At 58.6% G+C, this 18,902-nt stretch carries 17 protein-coding genes; 4 read left to right on the top strand and 13 right to left on the bottom strand.

What is annotated here, in order from left to right:
* Positions 1 to 16: 16 nt before the first annotated feature.
* Positions 17 to 2,083, bottom strand: a complete 2,067-nt coding sequence (locus PFY00_RS05590; protein ID WP_271431551.1) for an ATP-binding protein — start codon at positions 2,081 to 2,083, stop codon at positions 17 to 19.
* Between the two features lie 135 nt (positions 2,084 to 2,218).
* Between PFY00_RS05590 and ilvN the strand changes: the two genes are divergently transcribed.
* Positions 2,219 to 2,779, top strand: coding sequence for an acetolactate synthase small subunit (gene ilvN / locus PFY00_RS05585; protein ID WP_271431550.1), 561 nt, complete (start codon positions 2,219 to 2,221; stop codon positions 2,777 to 2,779).
* 101 nt (positions 2,780 to 2,880) lie between these two features.
* On the opposite strand, the gene PFY00_RS05580 is transcribed toward ilvN, so the two are convergent.
* A complete protein-coding gene (locus tag PFY00_RS05580; protein WP_271431549.1) occupies positions 2,881 to 3,180 on the bottom strand; it encodes a hypothetical protein in 300 nt (99 codons plus the stop codon).
* Positions 3,181 to 3,463: 283 nt separating this feature from the next.
* On the opposite strand from PFY00_RS05580, the gene PFY00_RS05575 reads away from it, so the two are divergent.
* The 3 genes from PFY00_RS05575 (at position 3,464) to PFY00_RS05565 (ending at position 5,719) form a co-directional block, all read left to right on the top strand.
* Complete coding sequence (locus PFY00_RS05575; protein WP_271431548.1) at positions 3,464 to 4,225, top strand: helix-turn-helix domain-containing protein; 762 nt, start codon at positions 3,464 to 3,466, stop codon at positions 4,223 to 4,225.
* Between the two features lie 124 nt (positions 4,226 to 4,349).
* The gene (locus PFY00_RS05570; RefSeq protein WP_271431547.1) at positions 4,350 to 5,510 is read left to right on the top strand and encodes an aromatic ring-hydroxylating oxygenase subunit alpha; all 1,161 of its coding nucleotides are present in this window, start codon (positions 4,350 to 4,352) and stop codon (positions 5,508 to 5,510) included.
* Entirely contained in the window at positions 5,507 to 5,719 is a 213-nt protein-coding gene (locus tag PFY00_RS05565) for a hypothetical protein (RefSeq protein WP_271431546.1), read from the top strand. The genes PFY00_RS05570 and PFY00_RS05565 overlap by 4 nt, the downstream gene beginning before the upstream one ends.
* An 8-nt stretch (positions 5,720 to 5,727) precedes the next feature.
* Here the strand turns inward: PFY00_RS05565 and PFY00_RS05560 are convergent, their stop codons facing one another.
* The 11 genes from PFY00_RS05560 to PFY00_RS05510 form a co-directional block, all read right to left on the bottom strand.
* Positions 5,728 to 6,534 carry a DUF2189 domain-containing protein gene (locus tag PFY00_RS05560; protein ID WP_271431545.1) on the bottom strand — a complete coding sequence of 269 codons (807 nt, stop codon included), beginning with the start codon at positions 6,532 to 6,534 and terminating at the stop codon, positions 5,728 to 5,730.
* Positions 6,535 to 6,706: 172 nt separating this feature from the next.
* Positions 6,707 to 7,831, bottom strand: a complete 1,125-nt coding sequence (gene prfB / locus PFY00_RS05555; protein WP_271431544.1) for a peptide chain release factor 2 — start codon at positions 7,829 to 7,831, stop codon at positions 6,707 to 6,709.
* 92 nt (positions 7,832 to 7,923) lie between these two features.
* A complete protein-coding gene (locus tag PFY00_RS05550) occupies positions 7,924 to 10,455 on the bottom strand; it encodes a penicillin-binding protein 1A (RefSeq protein ID WP_271431543.1) in 2,532 nt (843 codons plus the stop codon).
* A gap of 153 nt (positions 10,456 to 10,608) precedes the next feature.
* Entirely contained in the window at positions 10,609 to 10,824 is a 216-nt protein-coding gene (locus PFY00_RS05545; protein ID WP_271431542.1) for a hypothetical protein, read from the bottom strand.
* 130 nt (positions 10,825 to 10,954) lie between these two features.
* A complete protein-coding gene (gene scpB / locus PFY00_RS05540; protein ID WP_271432206.1) occupies positions 10,955 to 11,566 on the bottom strand; it encodes an SMC-Scp complex subunit ScpB in 612 nt (203 codons plus the stop codon).
* Between the two features lie 67 nt (positions 11,567 to 11,633).
* On the bottom strand, positions 11,634 to 12,431 hold the full coding sequence (locus tag PFY00_RS05535; RefSeq protein ID WP_271431541.1) for a segregation and condensation protein A: 798 nt from the start codon (positions 12,429 to 12,431) through the stop codon (positions 11,634 to 11,636).
* Positions 12,432 to 12,442: 11 nt separating this feature from the next.
* Entirely contained in the window at positions 12,443 to 13,441 is a 999-nt protein-coding gene (locus PFY00_RS05530) for a glycoside hydrolase family 3 N-terminal domain-containing protein (RefSeq protein ID WP_271431540.1), read from the bottom strand.
* Positions 13,438 to 14,448, bottom strand: coding sequence for an SPOR domain-containing protein (locus PFY00_RS05525; protein ID WP_271431539.1), 1,011 nt, complete (start codon positions 14,446 to 14,448; stop codon positions 13,438 to 13,440). Before PFY00_RS05525 ends, PFY00_RS05530 begins: the two co-directional genes overlap by 4 nt.
* Positions 14,449 to 14,540: 92 nt before the next feature.
* Positions 14,541 to 16,280, bottom strand: coding sequence for an arginine--tRNA ligase (argS, locus tag PFY00_RS05520; protein ID WP_271431538.1), 1,740 nt, complete (start codon positions 16,278 to 16,280; stop codon positions 14,541 to 14,543).
* Between the two features lie 84 nt (positions 16,281 to 16,364).
* On the bottom strand, positions 16,365 to 18,182 hold the full coding sequence (locus PFY00_RS05515; protein ID WP_271431537.1) for a cation:proton antiporter: 1,818 nt from the start codon (positions 18,180 to 18,182) through the stop codon (positions 16,365 to 16,367).
* Positions 18,183 to 18,220: 38 nt separating this feature from the next.
* Entirely contained in the window at positions 18,221 to 18,862 is a 642-nt protein-coding gene (locus PFY00_RS05510) for a Rossmann-fold NAD(P)-binding domain-containing protein (protein ID WP_271431536.1), read from the bottom strand.
* Positions 18,863 to 18,902: the final 40 nt, after the last annotated feature.

Raw genomic sequence — 18,902 nt, 5'->3', positions numbered from 1 at the left:
GGGCACAGCGCCCGGCCTATTTCTTTGCGGAATGAGCGATGGTTTTTGCGCCCGACCAATGGCGGGCCACGCAAGCGATCAGATCATCGCGCCGCACCGGCTTGGACAGAAAGTCATCCATGCCGGCCTCTTTGGCCAAATTCCGATCCCGTTCGAACGCATTGCCGGACAAACAGATAACCGGCAGATGGCGAAGCCGCTGTTGTGTTTGCTGCGTCCGGATTTCGCGCGTGGTTGTCAGCCCATCCATCACGGGCATGGACATATCCATCAAAGCCACGTCAAAGCCAGCCCTTCGCAAAATCTCTAGAGCGTCTCTTCCATTTCCGGCGGTTGAAACCTGCGCGCCGGCCTTTTCCAGCAACCGGCGAACCACCAACTGGTTGGTTTGATTGTCTTCAACGACCAAAACACGGCAGCCCGTCAATGCATCAACCGCTGGTGCTTGCTGCGCTTTGGGATCAGAAGCGCCCTGCCCGATCTCCATCGGGATATCCAGAACGAACCGGCTGCCCTGCCCGCGTGCGGATGTCGCGATCAGAGTGCCGCCCATCGCCTCGGCCAATCTGCGCGAAATCGCAAGGCCCAGACCCGTTCCTTCGTATTGCCTGTGAAACCCGGATTCGATTTGTTCAAACGGTTGAAACGCCCGCTGCAATTCTTCGGCGTCCATTCCAATTCCTGTGTCTGAAACCTCGAATTGAAACGCCCCGGCGTTGCTGGGCCTAACGGACAAGGATACACCGCCAGTTTCGGTGAATTTCACCGCGTTTCCGATCAGGTTCAGCAATATTTGCCTTAACCGCAAGGCATCCCCGACCAGCTTTGGTGCGACACCGGGACTGGTATGCAAGGACAGGTCAATTCCCTTTTGGCGAGCCAGTGGTTGCAGAATGCCAACGGTCTTGTCCAACATATCAGACAGCAAGAATGGCTCAGGATGGATCGCCAGATGCCCGGCTTCGATTTTGGAAAAATCCAGAATGTCCGTGATCAATGACGTCAGCGCCAGTGCAGAGCTGCGAATTGTTCTGAGGTATTCGCGTTGTTCCTTGCAAAGCTGCGTGCCTTCCAACAGGTCGACCATCCCGACAATGCCGTTCATGGGCGTTCGGAATTCGTGGCTCATGGTTGCCAGAAAGTTGGATTTGGTCCGATTGGCGACCTCGGCGGCGTCGCGGGCGGCCCGCAATGCCGTGTTTTGCGCCTCGAGATCGGTGACATCAGTGTGCACAAGCACGTAACCGCCCGTGGGTCTGTGGGTTGCCTTCACATAGAGGCTTCTGTTGGTGCGATGGAGCCGCATCAGCACGCTTTCGCCACGCGCCAAGGCATCGTTCACATCACCCACGGCATCAAGGTTTTCAAACGCGATCCCATTTTCGGCAACGCTTTGCGTAAAATCCTTCAGTTTCGTTCCCGGACGCGCTTGGTTGGCTTTTAGGTCAAACATGCTGCGATAGGCAGGATTGGTCAGAACAATGCTGTTCTCCGGGTCTTCAACATCCGTTCCCGACGTTACCATTAGCCCTTCACCCATGGCGTCGACGATTTCCTGCAACAAGGCCTGTGCATCCTGCGCGGCCACCGCGTTCTTTTCGAGAATTTCCAGCGCTGCATCGGTACAGAGCGACACCTGCGTGGCGCCACTTGGCGTCTGCCCAAGGATCTGTTCGATCTTGCGCAACCAGAGCGTCAGACCGATATAGCCCAGAAACGCCCCCTGCTCGTCAAAATAAGGCGTTGCGGCAAGGGCCATCACCGTCGGCTGGCCATGCAGTACGGTGACAAACGGTGTCAGCTCAACCTCGGCATGATCCGCCAGCCGATCCAAGACAGCGACATTGGCCGATCTGTCCATCATGCGCATCGCGCGCCCAACCGCCAAGAGCGGCTTGCCAATTCGCCGTTCCGGCGCAATCCCGGTCCAGCGTTCCAATCGATCACTTTCCACAGTCACAATCAAATTGGAGTCTGTCGCCCATCCCCAAACCGGAAGATGCGCAAAAGCCGCCCCAAGCCGTGTTGCCTCGGCGCGGGCGAAGTCCAGAAACTGACTTTGATGCATTTCGAAATGTGCCATCCAGCGGATCCTCAGCCCCTTGGTTACGTCCAAGTTCCTAATGTTTGCTGAAACCGGAAAAGACACAGATGCTTTGGTCTTTTCCTTTCGCAGCAGTTCCGCTACCTAGGAACGTGCAAAACAAGGGAAAAACCGATGTCCGCGCTTCAGATCAAAAAAGGGTCCTCCAAGCATTCTGCTTATAACCTGCGTCCCAATTTCTCGGACATGCAGGAACGGCATACACTGGCTGTGCTGGTCGAAAATGAACCTGGCGTTCTTGCCCGTGTGATCGGCCTGTTTTCAGGTCGCGGATACAACATCGAAAGCCTCACTGTCGCCGAAGTGGATCACGAAGGGCATCTGAGCCGCATCACGATCGTCACCACTGGCACACCTCAGGTCATCGAACAGATCAAAGCGCAGCTTGGCCGGATCGTTCCTGTCCATGACGTGCATGACCTGACGGTCGAAGGTCAGTCGGTCGAACGCGAACTGGCGCTGGTCAAAGTGTCAGGAAGCGGTGACAAACGGGTCGAAGCGCTGCGTCTGGCCGACATCTTCCGCGCCAACGTCGTAGACAGCACATTGGAAAGCTTTGTCTTTCAAATCACAGGCACGCCGGACAAGGTGGATGCGTTTGCGGACATCATGCGCCCATTGGGACTGATTGAAATCGCCCGCACTGGTGTTGCCGCGGTCTCTCGCGGCTCCTGAAGCCGTTCCAATTTGACGAAAAGAAAAAGGCGCCAGAGAACTGGCGCCTTTTCTCGTCTTTGCTGCCCGGGCGCGGGGAACCACCCAGGCAACTGGGGAGACTAGCCGGGAAACGCGATCACGTTGCCCTCCGTGAGTGGCTGGCCAGCCGGCTTCAGTTTGGACACAAGATCCGGGGCGTAGTTGGCGTTGACCCGCTCTGGGTTACGGGCGCGCCGGATTTCACTCTCTTCGCGAAGGTCGAACTGGATCAGATCCCCGGCATCAAGCGGTGTGCCACGATGTGCGCTCTGCTCTGCGCTGGAGTAAAAAGCGAGGTTTCCATGATCCTCGCACCAGATCACCGCATTGTCTTGCCGTTTGTCCGTCCAAAGGACAACACCGTACATTCTTTCTTCCATGATGCGCTCTTTGGTTGCTGTTTTAACCAAAGTGAAATTTTTCCCGCACGGAAAACATCCTTATTGCCGCGTCTATCCCTTGATTTTTGTGCCGTAAATTTGCACCTTTGGCGCGGAACTGCATCAGTACTGACGCCAAAAAGCGTCAGTCAACATCTAAAAAGCGAACAGTCTTGGAAAAAGGCTGAGAACAAAGTACACATACTCAACCAGTGAGGGTTTTATGCGGCCAAAAAACGACCAGAAAGCGCAACGGCACCCGAGTCCGGCCGAATTGCGCAATATGCTCGGTGCCAATTTGCGTCAGCTGTCACAACAGGCCGTCTCGATTTCCGCACTTTGCCGCGAGTTGGGAATCAATCGGACTCAGTATAATCGCTATCTGGCCGGTGAAAGTTTCCCCAGACCGGACGTTTTACATCGCATTTGCAGCTATTTTCGCGTGGACGCGCGAATTTTGCTCGAACCTGTACAAGAAATAAGCAACTCGGCAGGCGGCCTTCTGAACCACCCCGCTGTTGCGGATTTTGTTGGCACAAAAGCGCGTTCTCTGGCCGAAGACGATTTCCCAAACGGGTTCTACCGCTTTGCCCGTCGTAGCTTTGCTGACGAAAGCCGCTTTGTTCAGGGTGTGGTCTATGTGTTCCGCAAAGACGAACAGGTCTTCCTGCGCGGCTTCGAAGCGAAGGAAGCCGTCCGCAGTCAGGGCTTGCCGACCGATCCCGCGACCCGAGAGTTCCGCGGCGCTGTCATGCCCCAAGAGGACGGGATTGCTGTCCTGGTCAGCCGCAGGGGCGCCGTGACCGCATCCTTCAACTATCTGGCCCGCGTACCATCCTTCGAGAACAACTTTTGGGTGGGTTATGTCGCCCGCACGGTTCGCGAAGATGTGGCCGGACGCCGGATCGAACGCTTGGTCTATGAATATCTGGGCCGCGACGCGCAAAAGGTTCTGCCCGCAGCCCGAAGCGCGGGTATGTGCTCAGAAGACGCCCTTGGTCCCTTCCATCGCAATCTTCTGCGTATTGGCACTGCGTTCAAGTAACAGCTGACCTCAGGCTCTATCGATCACTGCAATGCCGGATTCCGGCAACCTATGTCGCGTTCCAGCGCGGCTTTTGCTTTTGCGACTCGCTAAGGTGATAGCCAGTTCACGCAGGAGCGCCGTCATGAGCAAGCACATCACCGATCTGTCACAGGTTCGCCAACCGGTTGAACGCGCGCAGGGATTGCCCAACGCCCACTACATCGATCCAGCCGTCTTTAACGAAGAACGCAACGCGCTCTTGTTCAGTCAGTGGGCCGGTCTGGCCGTCGCTGCCGATGTGCCCGAAATTGGGGACGCAAAACCAATAACGTTTCTGGGCATGCCGCTTTTACTGGTGCGGGGGCGTGACGATACGGTGCGGGTCTTTCAGAACATTTGCCGCCATCGCGGCATGATCCTCGTGGATGAGCCGCGCAAGATCGAAGGGGCCATTCGCTGTCCCTATCATTCGTGGTGCTATGGTACCGACGGCCGCCTTGTGTCGACGCCCCATGTGGGCGGGCCGGGCCAGAACACGCACGACGCAATCGACCGCGCGACATTGGGCCTGATCGAAGTACGCAGCCACATCTGGCGCGACGTTGTCTGGATCAACGTAAGCGGTGACGCCCTGCCCTTCGAAGAAGCCATGGCCGACCTGATCCAACGATGGGCCGAATTCGATCAACCCGTTTACCATGGTGGCGAAAACAGCCGGTTTGTTCTGGACGTTAAAACCAATTGGAAACTGGCCGTCGAAAACTATTGCGAAAGCTATCACCTGCCTTGGGTCCATCCGGGTTTGAACAGCTATTCGCGGCTCGAAGATCACTACAATATCGAAGCGCCCGAGCTTTATGCGGGACAAGGCACATGGGTCTATCGCCAACTCAAAGGTGAGGATGGAACAACCTTTCCGGACTTCGCGGGGCTGGACGAGAAATGGGACACCGCGGCCGAATACATCGCAGCCTTTCCCAATGTTCTGCTGGGCGTTCACCGCGATCATGCCTTTGTTCTCATTCTTGTGCCCGAAGGCCCGGACCACACCTCTGAGCATGTGCACCTGTACTATCCAACCCCCGATACCGACGCCGAGCTGCGCGCCAGCAATGCCGCGTTGTGGAAGCTTGTCTTCGAAGAAGACATCTTTGTCGTTGAAGGCATGCAGCGCGGTCGCCACGCTTCGGGCTTTGATGGCGGACGCTTCAGCCCTGCCATGGATGGGCCGACACATTGCTTTCATGACTGGGTTGCAAGCCGCGTAAACAGATGGCGCGCGCAGAATCAGGCCGCGGAATGAACGATCTTCAGGCGCGATTGCTCAGTGCGCATGAAGATGATGACCGATCGGCACTGATCGCGCTTTATATCGAGGCTGCAGATCAGGCTGCCTCGGTTGAGGCCTGCTATTTCTATCTGACCCACGCCTATGTCTTTGCCCTTGAACTGGGCGATCCCCGCGCAGCCGATCTGCGAGACCGGCTCAGGGCTGCGGGCCGAGAGGTCTGAGCGTGCCGTCACGCCCCAGCCAAATCCGCATTCATTCCCGCGTCCGGCCCATAGGCCAGCATATCGTAGAGATGCCAGCTGGCGTGCCCCAGAACCGGCAAGACAATCAAAAGTCCGAAAAAGCCGGGGATCATCGCCACAAAGGTCGCCGCTGCGATGAACACGGCCCATCCGCACATCACAACCCAATTGCTCAGAACAAACTGAAATGACGTAATCATCGCGGTCACAAAATCTATTTCACGGTCCAGTAACATCGGCAGAGACAGGACCGTGATCATGTAAAGCAACGTCGCAAATCCGGCGCCGACCACGGTTCCGAATCCAAGCATCATCAACCCGTTCGAAGTCAGGTAAATTTCAAAAGAGCTTGAGACATTGGTCATCGTGGACAGCCCCATGAACAAGGCAAAGATCATGTGGGCCAGAAAGAACCAGAACAGGAAGACAACAATGATGATCGCGCAGATCGATGGCAGCTGTCTTTTTGACTGTCTGAGAACCACGCTGGCGATTTCGCTCCACTGCAGTGGCCGGCCCTGTTCAATCCTGCGGCTGACATCATAAAAGGCCACGGCTGCGAAGGGGCCGATCAATGGAAACCCAATTGCGGCGAAGACCAGCCAATAGGTCTGTCCTGTGACGTTGGTGATCCAGACCATCAACCAGCCGCCCAGAACGTAGATACCCGCAAAGACCAACGCGAAACGCGGCGCCTTGCAGAAGTCTCTCCAGCCCCGTCTCAGCGCCTCGCGCAGCGTCGACACAGTGGCAGTGGCCAAATCCGGCACACCAGGTTTAGGCGTATCGGGCATCCCTTCTCCTCCTCAGGTCGCCCGCGCGTTTCCGGCTTCAGACTAGCCAAACACGATTGCGCTTCACAAGGGAAAAGCACCCAAAGGCACATGGGAAGGTGGGCGGGGCGAGGTCATGCAGCCGCAGGGCTGCAGGACGAGCGACGTCGCACCTGATCAGGGTATGTCGCGCTTAGTCTTCTGCGCCCGCCTCGGCACGGCTCTTGCCAGCGACCTGCATGGCCAGAGTAGCTTCCATGAACGGGTCCAGATCCCCATCCAGAACGCCCGAGGTGTCGGCGGTTTCATGGTTGGTGCGCAAATCCTTGACCATCTGATAAGGCTGCAGAACATAAGAGCGGATCTGCGCGCCCCAGCCTGCATCCCCCTTGGCCTCGTGCATAGCGTTCACTTCGGCGTTCCGGCGGTCCAGCTCCAGCTGGTAAAGCCGCGATTTCAGCGCTTTCATGGCGATGTCACGGTTCTGGTGCTGGGATTTTTCCGAACTTGTCACCACGATCCCGGTTGGATGGTGGGTAATCCGAACCGCCGAGTCGGTGGTGTTGACGTGCTGTCCGCCTGCGCCCGAAGACCGGTAGGTATCGATCCGGATATCAGCGGGGTTCACTTCGATTTCGATGTTGTCGTCGATCACGGGATAGGCGCCAACCCCAGCAAAAGACGTCTCGCGCGTGCCTTTGCCAAAGGGCGAAATTCGCACAAGGCGATGTGTGCCACTCTCGGATTTCAGCCAGCCATAGGCATTCTTGCCCTTGATCTGATAGGTCACCGATTTGATACCCGCCTCGGTGCCGGGAGTTTCTTCCTGAAGCTCGACCTCGAAACCGCGCTTTTCGGCCCAGCGAACATACATCCGCGCCAGCATGCTGGCCCAATCGCAGGCCTCGGTGCCCCCTGCCCCTGACTTGATTTCAAGGAAGGCATCGTTGCCGTCCGTCTCGCCATCCAGCAGCGCTTCGAGTTCTTTCTTGGCGGCCTTGGCCACAAGCACCTTCAGCGCATCCTCGGCCTCGGCGACGATCTCGTCGTCCTCTTCCATTTCGCCCAGCTCGATCAGTTCCTGCTGGTCTTCCAGCTCTTGTTTGATCGAAGTGTAGGTTTCCATGGCGTCCACCAGCTGCTGACGCTCGCGCATCAGCTTCTGGGCCGCGGCCGGGTCGTCCCACAGGTTCGGGTCTTCAACGCGCGCGTTGAATTCCTCAAGCCGATGCTGCGCCGTTTCCCAGCCAAGCCGTTGCTTGAGCAGATCAAGCGACTTTACGATCTTGTCCACGTTGTTCTGGGCTTCTGCGCGCATGGTTAATCCTGTCAAAGAACTGCTGGCCCCGCGTGATAGCAAGGCCCCCGCCAAGCGGCAAGGCACCAAGCACAGGCTGGTTCACAGAGTGATCAGTAAAGGCCACCCGAGCTGAGCGAGCCAAATCCGGCTTTTGGTCCGACAATGGCCTTTTTGCCCGAAGAGGTGGTGACTTCCTTGGCAGCGCCGTTGTTGTTCGGGCGGATCAGATCGAAAGCGCCCGACATGGCAAAGCCGCCGTCGAACTGGATGCCAAAGACCGGCTGCTCCCCTTCGCGGAAGCATTCTGCAACGACGTTGGGGCCAGATGCGCTTTCACCCAGTCGCGCGCCGGAAAAGCGATCGATCTTGATGAATTCACAACCCGCCGGCACATCAAAGGCACCGCCACCGTATTTCTGCACGGCTTTTTGCATAAAGCGTGTGAACACCGGGCCGCACATGCCGCCACCGGATGCCCCGCGGCCAAGGCTGCGCGGCGTGTCAAAACCGATGTAACAGCCGGCCACGATATTGCTGGTGAAGCCAACAAACCAGACATCCTTGGCGTCATTGGTTGTGCCGGTCTTGCCGGCAGTCGGGACTGGCAGGTTCACGGTTTTCTTGGCGGTGCCGCGCTCAACCACGCCTTCCATCATGGAAGTCAGCTGATAGGCCGTGATCGCGTTCATCACGCGCTCGCGTTCGTTCACAATGCGCGGGCTGCGGCCAGCGGCGAGGTTCGGGTTGTCGCAATCCACGCAGACCCGCTTGTTCCCATCTTCTGCATCGTGGCTGTAGATCGTGTTTCCATAACGATCCTGAACCCGGTCAATCAGTGTCGGCTGCACCCGTTCGCCGCCATTGGCAAACATCGCATAAGCCGCCACGGTTTTGTACAACGTCGTCTCGTCAGAGCCCAAAGCGTTCGCAAGCACACGGCCCATGTTGTCATAGACACCGAATTTTTCGGCATAGTCCGCAATGACGCCCATGCCCACTTCCTGTGCGAGACGGATGGTCATCAGGTTACGCGACTGTTCGATCCCGGTGCGCAAAGGTGTTGGACCGTAGAATTTGTTGGAAGCGTTCTTTGGACGCCATACGCCCTGCGGCGTGTTGATCTCAATCGGCGCGTCCACAACAATCGTCGCGGGCGTATAGCCACTGTCGAGCGCTGCGGCAAAAACGAAGGGTTTAAAGCTGGAGCCAGGCTGACGCATGGCCTGCGTTGCGCGGTTGAATACCGAATGCTGATAGCTGAACCCGCCCTGCATCGCGATCACGCGGCCGGTATTCACGTCCATGGCCATGAAACCACCCTGCACACGCGGCACCTGCCGCAAGGTCCAGCGCACGTGCTGTCCGCCTTCGGTGCGCGAACGAATGTGGATCACATCACCCGGCGAAAAGTTTTCAAAGAGGTTGCCGCTGAACCAGTTGGTGTCCGAGCGTGGAACGGTCATCCCGCGTGGATCATCCAGCGACAGGCCCTCGATCCCCAGCAAAAGTTCCTGGTCCCGCACTTCGCGGACCACCGCCACGTGCCACTTGCTGTCCAGATCAACGTCGCGCGCAACGGCAACCTTGCGCAAGGCGTCCCGCCATTCCTGCTCACTCGCCAGCGCTTCGACCGGAATCTTTTTGCCGGTGCCACGCCAGCGGCCCAAACCGCGGTCGTATTGCTCTAGTGCGCGTTGCAGCGCATGGGCTGCTTCGATCTGCATCTCTGGGTCAAGCGTCGCACGCACGTTGTACCCGCCGGAAAAGAACTGCTCTTCGCCAAAGTCGCGGCTGAGTTGGCGACGAATTTCGTCGGTGAAATAGTCACGCGGCGGAAGGCTGCGCTGATAGGGTTCGAAATCACCATTCTGAACCGATCTCAGCGGCTGGCTGACCTCGACATCATAGGTTGCCTTGTCGATGTAGCCATTTTCGAACATCTCTTCGAGCACGAAGTTCCGGCGTTGCAACAGGCGTTCCTTGCGGCGAACCGGATGGAACTGCGATGGCGCCTTGGGCAACGAAGCCAGAAAGGCCGCTTCGTGCGGCTCAAGTTCGGACAGCGACTTGTTGAAATAGGTCTGTGAAGCCGCTGTCACGCCATAGGAATTCTGACCGAGGAAAATCTCGTTCAGATACAGCTCAAGGATTTTTTCCTTGCTCAGCGCGGTTTCAACGCGGCTGGCCAGTATGATTTCCTTGATCTTGCGTTCCGCGCGGCGGTCACCAGACAGCAGGAAGTTTTTCATGACCTGCTGTGTAATCGTCGAAGCACCACGCACGTCGCGCCCACGGCTTTGCACCGCCTGAACCGCCGCAGCGGCGATGCCGCGGATGTCATAGCCCTGATGCTGATAGAAGTTTTTGTCTTCCGCGCTGATAAAAGCCTGTTTGATCAGGTCCGGAATTTCAGCCGCAGGCGTGAACAAACGGCGTTCCTGGGCGAACTCGTCAATGACCTGCCCTTCGGTGGAATAGATCCGGCTGATCGTTGGCGGCGTATACTGCGCGAGGCTTTCGTGGCTAGGCAAGTCACGGCCATACATCCAGAAAACGGCCCCGATGGTCAGAGCGACCATCATCGTGCCGAGTGTCACGACCGAAAAGATCGCGCCAAAGAATGAAAAAATGAAGCGAACCACGCGCCTGCTCCTTGCCCGATTGCCGGTTCACTATACGGCATTGGCAGCGCGGTCAAAACACATCCGGGCGGGAATTTGCCGGTTATTGGATCACTTTTACGAACGCAGGTCCGTATCCGGCAAGACTGGCGTGATCATGCGGGTCTTCTGATGTCAGAAACGACTCATGCGGCGCGCCATCTTGGCGCTTTGCTTCATCTGGCGTGCTTGCTTGCGGGCAGCGCGGTTTTGCGCGCGCTCTTCGGGGCTGAGATCCTGATTGGCCTTGCCCGCGCCCATCGCCTTGTCGATGCCCGCGTTCACGCCCTTGTTGATCACCCGGCGCATAACCATGCGCGTGATCATGTTGATGATTTGATTGAAATTCATGCTCTACCTCATGGTTACGGATCTTGTCCGCTTGCCGGACCCTATACCACAACCCGAGACGTTTTTCCGGCGGGAACAACACATTTTTGTGGCATGTGACCCAAGCACGCGCACTTGGTCCGATGCGCGATCAGTCCTCGAACAGCTCGCTCTGGCCCTCTTCGGTCTCTTCATCCGCGTCGGGATCACCTTCACCCGGTGACGGAACACCACTTGGCAACGGGCGGCTTTCGAGCAAACCAGCCGCGCGCAAATCGGCAAGCCCCGGCAAATCGCGCGCCGATTCCAGCCCAAAGTGATCGAGGAACGTTTGCGTTACGACGAACGTTACCGGGCGGCCGGGTGTCATCCGGCGACGCCCAAAGCGGATCCACTCCATTTCAAGCAACTGATCCACAGTGCCGCGACTGACCGATACGCCTCGGATTTCCTCGATCTCTGCACGCGTAACCGGTTGATGATACGAAATAATTGCCAGTGTCTCGATTGCTGCGCGGCTCAGCTTGCGGGTTTCAACCGTTTCGCGCTGCATCAGGAAACCCAGATCAGCGGCGGTTCGGATTGCCCATGCATCGCCAACCTTGACCACCTGCACGCCCCGTCCCTCATAGCGTTTGCGCAGATAGACCAATGCCTCGGCGGCATCGCAGCCATGCGGCATCCGATCGTTCAATTCCTTGACCGACACCGGATCGGCAGACGCAAAAAGGATTGCCTCGACCATGCGTTCCTGTTCGGCCATGGGCGGCGCTTCGAACAGCGACTCGCGCGGGCTATCGTCCTCGTCCTGCGGCACTTCGGGTGGTGTATCAGTCACGGCTATCCTCCCGGCGGCGCAACATGATGGGTGAGAACAGTTCATTCTGCTGCAACTCGGCCTTGCCTTCCTTGACCAGTTCCAGCGACGCCGCAAAGGTCGCGGCTGTGGCCGAACGCCATTTGACCGGGTCGTCTTCCCAGCCGTCAGGCAGATAGCTTTGAATATCCGTCCAAGTCCCGGCAAAACCGATCATGTTGCGCATGCGATCCAGTGCCTGCTCCATGGTAAAGACACTGTCGCGGTCCATCACGAAAGGCCTGAATTCGTCACGTGTGCGAATGCGGGCATAGGCCTGCATCAGATCGAGCAGCGTGGCCGTGTAGGTCACGCGCCGCACGCGTTCCATTTCCTCGGGCAGCCCCCGCGCAAAGAAATCGCGCCCAAGCTGATCGCGGGCCATCAACTTGGCTGCAGCCTCGCGCATGGCCTGCAGGCGCTCAAGCTGAAAGGCCAGATGCGCCGCCAATTCTTCACCCGAAGGCCCCTCTTCGGTTGGGTCTGGCGGCAGCAGCAAGCGAGATTTCAAAAACGCAAGCCAAGCAGCCATCACCAGATAGTCAGCCGCCAGTTCGATCCTCAGTTCCTTGGCTTTTTCGACAAAGCCCAGGTATTGCTTGGACAACTCAAGGATCGAAATCTTGCGCAGGTCCACCTTCTGGGTGCGCGCCATGGTCAGCAACAGATCGAGCGGTCCCTCGAACCCGTCCACATCCACGACCAGAGACTCGGCTGCCAGCCGGTCCGAGACGGATTGAACGTCAGAAAAGGAGAACTCGTTTTCGGTCATGGAGGCCCGGGTTATGGCAACAGCGCCTCAAGGTCCGATTCCAAGGCCGCGATGTCAATGGGTGCAGGTGTTTTCCGCATATCCAGTGCGGCTTGCATGCGCCTTTGGGCCGGCTCGCTCAGGCTTCCGATCCGTTCCATCAGCGGTTGCATTTCGTGCATTTTGCCGTTGCAGTGCAAAACCGCGTCGCACCCGGCGGCCAGCGCCGCTGCGCCGCGTTCTTCAACCGTTCCGGACAACGCTTCCATCGAAATGTCATCCGTCATCAGGAACCCGCCAAACCCGATCTGGTTGCGGATCAGGTCAATCATGGCTGGCGAGATCGTCGCGGGATTGTCCGGATCAATGGCTTCGAACACCAGATGCGCCGACATGCCCAACGGCATGTGGCCAAAGGGTTCAAACGCCTTGAAATCAATACTGTCCAGAACGTCCCGTGGGGCTGAAACACGCGGCAGTTCAAGATGACTGTCCAAGGTTCCCAGACCATGGCCGGGAATATGCTTGATCACAGGCAGAACGCCGCTGTCCAGATGGGCCTGCGCAACAGCCAACCCGATCTCGGCCACCTTGTCCGGTTGATCTCCAAGAAGCCGATTACGCAGCACTGCATGGGTCTGCGGACGGGCCACATCCAACGCCGGCGAACAGTTCCCATCAATCCCAAGGGCCAGCAGTTCTGCGCTGATGATCTTGTACCGCAGGGCCATTGCCTCGGCAGCGTGATCGCCAAACCGGGCTACATCATCCAGCGGCGGAAGCCATTCACGCGCCAAAGGCGCCCGCATCCGCTGAACGCGGCCACCTTCCTGATCTATAAAAATCGGTGCGTGCCAACCTACAGCATCACGCATATCCGAACACAGCGCCCGAATGTCGTCAGCATCTTCGAGATTGCGGGAAAACAGAATGAATCCCGCCGGATAGAACTCTGAAAAGAAACGTTTTTCTTCTGAAGTCAGGCGCGTTCCGGCACAGCCCAGAATGGCCGCGCCAAAACGGCGTGTCATCGTGTCACCACTGGGATGCAATCGACCTTGCCGGCAACAAAAGCAGCGCAGAAGCGGCGCGCGTCAGACAGATCCTCAAAGCCCTGCGCCCGAAGGCGATAGAACACGCGACCGCCTGAGCTGGCCTTTTGGATCACACGGGCTTTGCCGTCGAGGTAATCACCAAAGCGACCTTCCAGCCGCTGCCATTCGGACCGCGCAGTCTCGGGGCTGTCGAAAGCGCCGATCTGCACAAGACGGGTGCCTGCGGGCAACGTGGTCGGGTCAATTTCCTTAACGCCACCGGCAGCAGGCGCGGCAACAGCAACAGCCTGCCCTGCATCAGCGGATGCAACGCGCACGCCGCCACCCAGTCCGGCCGGGCGCAAACGTGGACGCAGCGAACGCGCCAAACCGCCCGCAACAGAGGTGTCATTGACGATCGGGCTTTGCGCCACCCCATCAAGCGCCGTGACAATCGGCTTAGTTTCTCCCGGCGCGAGATCGCTGAGCGGTTGCGCATCGGCAGTCAACTGAGCAACGAGCGCGCCAAGCTGATCGTCTCCGTTCAGAGGCGGTGCAAGGCCCGCGTCTTCGGCAATCTCTTCGGGTGTGAGTTCCATCAGGCGACTGTTCTGCGCCATAGAGGCCTGCACAGGCATCGGGGAATGTGTCGGAACCAGCGCACCCAGGGCCACGTCTTCTTCGCTCAGACCCGCAGGCTTGGGTGCCAGAACAAGACGATCCGCAGGCGGTGCAGTGGTGCCGGAGCCCGCCACATCATTCACGGCGAGACCCTGATGATCCGCAAGCCGTCCGCCGGGGTCTTCGGGCGTTACGCGCATCGGGCCTTCCATGGCCTGAACAATGGGAACACCGGTTACGTCGCGCACCAGAAGCTTGTAGCCCCAGACACCGACACCGATAACCAGCGCCAAAGACACCGTTGCACCGGCCCAATTTGCCAAGCTGGCCACATTACGCGTAGCCGGGGCCGCCTGCCCCCCGTCATAGGTGTAATCCGTCATTTCTGCCTCATTGCCCCCGCGCGATTCTTTGCCGCGTCAGGTGACTCACTGCTCGTTAATCTTGCCTGTGCCCCGTCAGAGCCGCGCTTTTGTCAGCGCATTTCCTCCATCGGAGTCACGCCCAAGATAGCAAGACCAGCAGAAATAACAACCGCCGTGGCGCGGGCCAGCGCGATCTTGGCCTGAGTTGTGGCCTCATCGCCCTGAACAAAGCGCAGCTCAGGCTCATCATTGCCGCGGTTCCACAGCGCGTGCAGCTCGGCAGCCAGTTCACTGAGGAATGTGGCAATCCGGTGCGGCTCGTTGCCTTTTGCGGCAATCTCGACCAGCCGCGGCCATTCAGCGATCTTCCGGGCCAACGTCAATTCCGCGTCGTGAGTCATCCCGCTCAGGTCTGCCTTGGCAAGGCTTGCATCGCTGACATCCATGCCTTCATCCGCGGCCTTGCGGATCACAGAACACACGCGGGCATGCGCGTACTGAACGTAAAAGACCGGGTTTTCCTTGGATTGCTCCACCACCTTGTCAAAATCAAAGTCCAGCGCGGCATCGTTTTTGCGGGTCAACATGTGGAACCGGGCCACGTCAGGCCCGACCATGTCCACAACATCGCGCAGAGTGACAAAAGTCCCGGCACGCTTGGACATTTTGAAAGGCTCGCCGTTTTTGTAGAGCTTCACCAGTTGCAACAATTTGATGTCCAGCGGGACCTTGCCATCGGACAGCGCCGAAACGGCGGCCTTCATCCGTTTGACGTAGCCGCCGTGATCGGCGCCAAAAATGTCGATCAACAGATCAAAACCGCGCGCCACCTTGTCATAGTGGTACGCAATATCCGGCGCGAAATAGGTCCAGCTGCCGTCTGATTTCATGATCGGACGATCCACGTCGTCGCCGTGTTCGGTGCTTTTGAACAGCGTTTGCTCACGCGGCTCCCAGTCCTCGGGTTTCTTGCCCTTTGGCGGCTCAAGAACACCACGATAGATCAGGCCCTTTTCGTCGAGCGTCTGGATCGCCGCTTCGATCTTACCTGTCCCGTACAGCGACTTTTCGCTGAAGAAGTGATCCATCTCGACGCCCAGCGCCTTCAGGTCCGCGCGGATCAGATCCATCATCGCGTCGGTCGCAAATTCGCGCACGTCGGCCAGCCAGTATTGTTCACCCTTATCGAGATAATCGTCGCCTACCTTGGCCTTGAGCGCTTCGCCCACAGGCACGAGGTAGTCACCGGGATAGGTGCCGTCCGCAAACTCGACTTCCTGCCCGTGCGCTTCGAGGTAGCGCAGGTAGACGGACCGCGCCAGAACATCAACCTGCGCGCCACCGTCGTTGATGTAGTATTCGCGCGTCACATCGAAGCCGGCAAAATCCAGCAGGCTCGCCATGGCATCCCCCACGATCGCACCGCGTGCGTGGCCCACATGCATCGGGCCGGTCGGGTTGGCCGAGACAAACTCAACGTTCACTTTCTTGCCCTGCCCCAAGGACGAACGGCCAAAGTCCTTGCCCTGTGCCAGCACAGCAGAAGGCAGGCCCTGCCACACGCCAGCGGCCAGCCGCAGATTGAGGAACCCCGGTCCCGCAACCTCGGCGCTTGCGATCCGATCATCCTTGACCAGCACGGCGGCCAAAGTTTCCGCGATATCGCGTGGCTTCTGACGCAGGGGTTTGGCCAGAACCATGGCAGCGTTGGTCGCCATATCGCCATGGGCCGCATCGCGCGGTGGCTCAACCGTGATCGGGTCGAGGTTTGCGTCCGGGGCATCGTTCAGAACACCGCTGTCCTGCAAGGAAGCGATCACGAGCGAGCGGATATCGGAAAAGAGGTTCATTAAAGCTCTCCAACGGATTTGACGCCCCCTCTAACACGCTGGCCCGGGGCGTCAAATGTCTAGCGGCGCGTCATCCGGGCCTTGTCAGCTTTCGGCGCGTTCGGGCCGGGCCTGGGACAGAGCAACCAAGCGTGCACCGACGCCGCCCTTGATCTCGGTTTTCGGCCCCAGAAGACGCAATTGACCGTTCGGCCCAAGCTCGGCCACAGGCGAGGCATCGGGGTGCTCTGCGCGCCAGTCGTCCAACGTGAACTCCTCGGTAAGCGTTGTAACCCGGAACTCCTTGCCTTCGGATATCGCCGCGCCTGCCTCGAAATAGGTCATATCCGATCCAATGGCACGCCCGCCCAATGTGGGCGGCAGAGCATGGCGGGTGCTGGTCTGTTTGACCCGCTTGATCTGAAAAACGTTATCCCGCCCGAACTCCGGTGCGAGATCTGTCGCAACAAAGGTGTTGTAGGCGTCGTTGTCTGTCGCACAGATCAGCTTTTCATAGGCCACGAGATCGAGCCGGTCTTCGGCCGCTTCTGAAAGGATATCCCCGAAATAGGTCTCAACCCCTGCCTCGCGCGCAGCCCTCAGATGGGCATGGTTCGGGTCGGCAATGATCACCGGCAGATCAAGTTTCTGAAGTGCTTGGGCAAGCGCAACGGACCAACGCGATCCACCAAGGATCATAACACCCGGCGCGTTGGATGCCGTCAGCCCCAAGAGCTTGGCCACAGGGGTCAGTGTAAAGCCGTGCAGCACAACGGTCGCGGCCACAAGCGCAAAGGCCAAAGGCGGAATGCGGCCCGCATCCTCGATGCCCAGCGCCACCAGACGCTCCCCGAACAACCCGGCAACAGCAACAAGGACAACGCCCCGCGGTCCGGTAAAGGCAACCAGCAACCGTTCGCGCCATGGCACATTCGAAAATGCGAGCGCGACCAGAACTGGCAGGGGACGCGCCAACAGGATGACCGACGCCACAAAGGCAGCCGCACGCCAATCCAGCGATTTGAGCAACTCGACGCTCATGCCAGCGGCAAGCAGGATGAAAACCCCTGACACCAGCAGCACGGTTGCGTGCTCTTTGAAACGGCGCAGTTCCACGTAGCTCGGCAAATGCGCGTTGGCGATCCAGATCCCCATGATTGTGACCGTGAGCAAACCGGATTCGTGCAATACGCTGTCGGCCAGCGCAAACACGCCCAGCAAGACGACAAACAGCACTGGTACCTTCATATATTCAGGCACATAGGCCAGCCGGAAGGCACGGGCGACGCCCCAGCCCGCCGCAATGCCAAGCACTGTGGCTACCGCCATGCCGAGGGCCAGCGCCTGCACAGCTTCGCCAACGCTTGTCGCGGTCTGAAGAACGACAACCACTTCGAAGGCCAGAACGGCGGCCAACGCCCCGACGGGATCGTTGACAATGGCTTCCCACTGCAAAAGAGCGGCCGGCCGTTTGGACAACTTGGCCTGACGGAGCAATGGCGCAATCACAGTGGGTCCTGTGACGATCATGATGCCACCAAAAACGGCCGATGCTTCCCAACTAAGCCCGGCGACATAATGCAGAGCCGCCGTCGAGGCGATCCACCCCAGTGGCGCACCCACAACGACCAGTCGTTTTACACCGGTTGCTGCGTCCGACAGCGAATGGGCGTTCAGGGTCAGTCCACCTTCAAACAGGATAATCGCAACCGCGATGGCAACCATCGGCCCCAGCATTGATCCGAATTGTTCTGCCGGGTTCAACAGGCCTAACCCCGGCCCGACAATCAGACCAGCCGCCAGCATCAAAACGATCGCAGGCATACGCAAACGCCATGCAAGCCATTGACTGCCAACGCCCAATGCGCCGACCAGAGCAAAGGCCATTACCGGATCCATTCCAGACACTTCTGCAGTTGCCATATACTCGCCCCTCGTGAACCAGACCTGGCTGCACCGTGCTATTTGCGCCGATCCAGTGCAAGCCCGATAACCGTGCCTTGCGCAACGGCACGTGACACCGGATGCACCAGCATCATGATCGCATCGCCAATAGACAGGCATTGTTCCGACGACCACTCCAGATCGCCCGGCACCTCTGCTCCGCAAAACCGGCCCGGCATGCATTCCTTGCCGAACTGGCGCACAAGCGCCGTGTATCCTGCATGTCTGGCTGTTTCCGTCGGGCTTGATGTGCTGCTGACCGCGGGCATGGCCAGAACCGCACGGGCCTGCCCATTGCGGATGCCACGGACCAGTGCCGCCGCGGTTCCGGCAGATTTGGCGAATATATCCGGAGCCTGCAGCTTTTGCCGCTCGGCGGAAATCGGGCTGGTGTCGATATAGCAATCAAGCGGCTCATCGCCCCAAGCATCGCGCAAAAGCCCCAAAACATCAGCACGTCCGCTGCGCAGGGCCAGGGGTTCTATTTGTTCGGGATTGGTGCGGGCCAGCCCATGCAGGCTTTCCTCGTCTTCGCCAATCGCGATGACGGTCGCGCCAAACCCGCTGAAACGCAACGCGAGCGAGCTTCCCAGAGGATGCTCTGCGCCCATGATGGCAACCACCTTACCTTTGAAATACCCGGCCCCGAACACTGCCAATCCCGTACTGTCAAAAGCGTATCTCAAGTCGCTGTACGCA

This window comes from Thalassococcus lentus (assembly GCF_028023555.1).
Lineage (GTDB): Bacteria > Pseudomonadota > Alphaproteobacteria > Rhodobacterales > Rhodobacteraceae > Thalassococcus_A > Thalassococcus_A lentus.
The sequence above is the reverse complement of the archived record's forward strand: the minus strand, read 5'-3'. Positions and strand labels throughout refer to the sequence as shown.

What these genes read in the sequence shown, in the direction of transcription:
- PFY00_RS05570 (WP_271431547.1), top strand. Translation starts at nt 4,350, where the DNA reads ATGAGCAAGCACATCACCGATCTGTCACAGGTTCGCCAACCGGTTGAA.
- PFY00_RS05535 (WP_271431541.1), bottom strand. Translation starts at nt 12,431, where the DNA reads ATGACCGAAAACGAGTTCTCCTTTTCTGACGTTCAATCCGTCTCGGAC.
- PFY00_RS05560 (WP_271431545.1), bottom strand. Translation starts at nt 6,534, where the DNA reads ATGCCCGATACGCCTAAACCTGGTGTGCCGGATTTGGCCACTGCCACT.
- PFY00_RS05575 (WP_271431548.1), top strand. Translation starts at nt 3,464, where the DNA reads ATGCTCGGTGCCAATTTGCGTCAGCTGTCACAACAGGCCGTCTCGATT.
- PFY00_RS05530 (WP_271431540.1), bottom strand. Translation starts at nt 13,441, where the DNA reads ATGACACGCCGTTTTGGCGCGGCCATTCTGGGCTGTGCCGGAACGCGC.
- scpB (WP_271432206.1), bottom strand. Translation starts at nt 11,566, where the DNA reads ATGGCCGAACAGGAACGCATGGTCGAGGCAATCCTTTTTGCGTCTGCC.
- PFY00_RS05565 (WP_271431546.1), top strand. Translation starts at nt 5,507, where the DNA reads ATGAACGATCTTCAGGCGCGATTGCTCAGTGCGCATGAAGATGATGAC.
- argS (WP_271431538.1), bottom strand. Translation starts at nt 16,280, where the DNA reads ATGAACCTCTTTTCCGATATCCGCTCGCTCGTGATCGCTTCCTTGCAG.
- PFY00_RS05545 (WP_271431542.1), bottom strand. Translation starts at nt 10,824, where the DNA reads ATGAATTTCAATCAAATCATCAACATGATCACGCGCATGGTTATGCGC.
- ilvN (WP_271431550.1), top strand. Translation starts at nt 2,219, where the DNA reads ATGTCCGCGCTTCAGATCAAAAAAGGGTCCTCCAAGCATTCTGCTTAT.
- PFY00_RS05580 (WP_271431549.1), bottom strand. Translation starts at nt 3,180, where the DNA reads ATGGAAGAAAGAATGTACGGTGTTGTCCTTTGGACGGACAAACGGCAA.
- PFY00_RS05515 (WP_271431537.1), bottom strand. Translation starts at nt 18,182, where the DNA reads ATGGCAACTGCAGAAGTGTCTGGAATGGATCCGGTAATGGCCTTTGCT.
- PFY00_RS05525 (WP_271431539.1), bottom strand. Translation starts at nt 14,448, where the DNA reads ATGACGGATTACACCTATGACGGGGGGCAGGCGGCCCCGGCTACGCGT.
- PFY00_RS05590 (WP_271431551.1), bottom strand. Translation starts at nt 2,083, where the DNA reads ATGGCACATTTCGAAATGCATCAAAGTCAGTTTCTGGACTTCGCCCGC.
- prfB (WP_271431544.1), bottom strand. Translation starts at nt 7,831, where the DNA reads ATGCGCGCAGAAGCCCAGAACAACGTGGACAAGATCGTAAAGTCGCTT.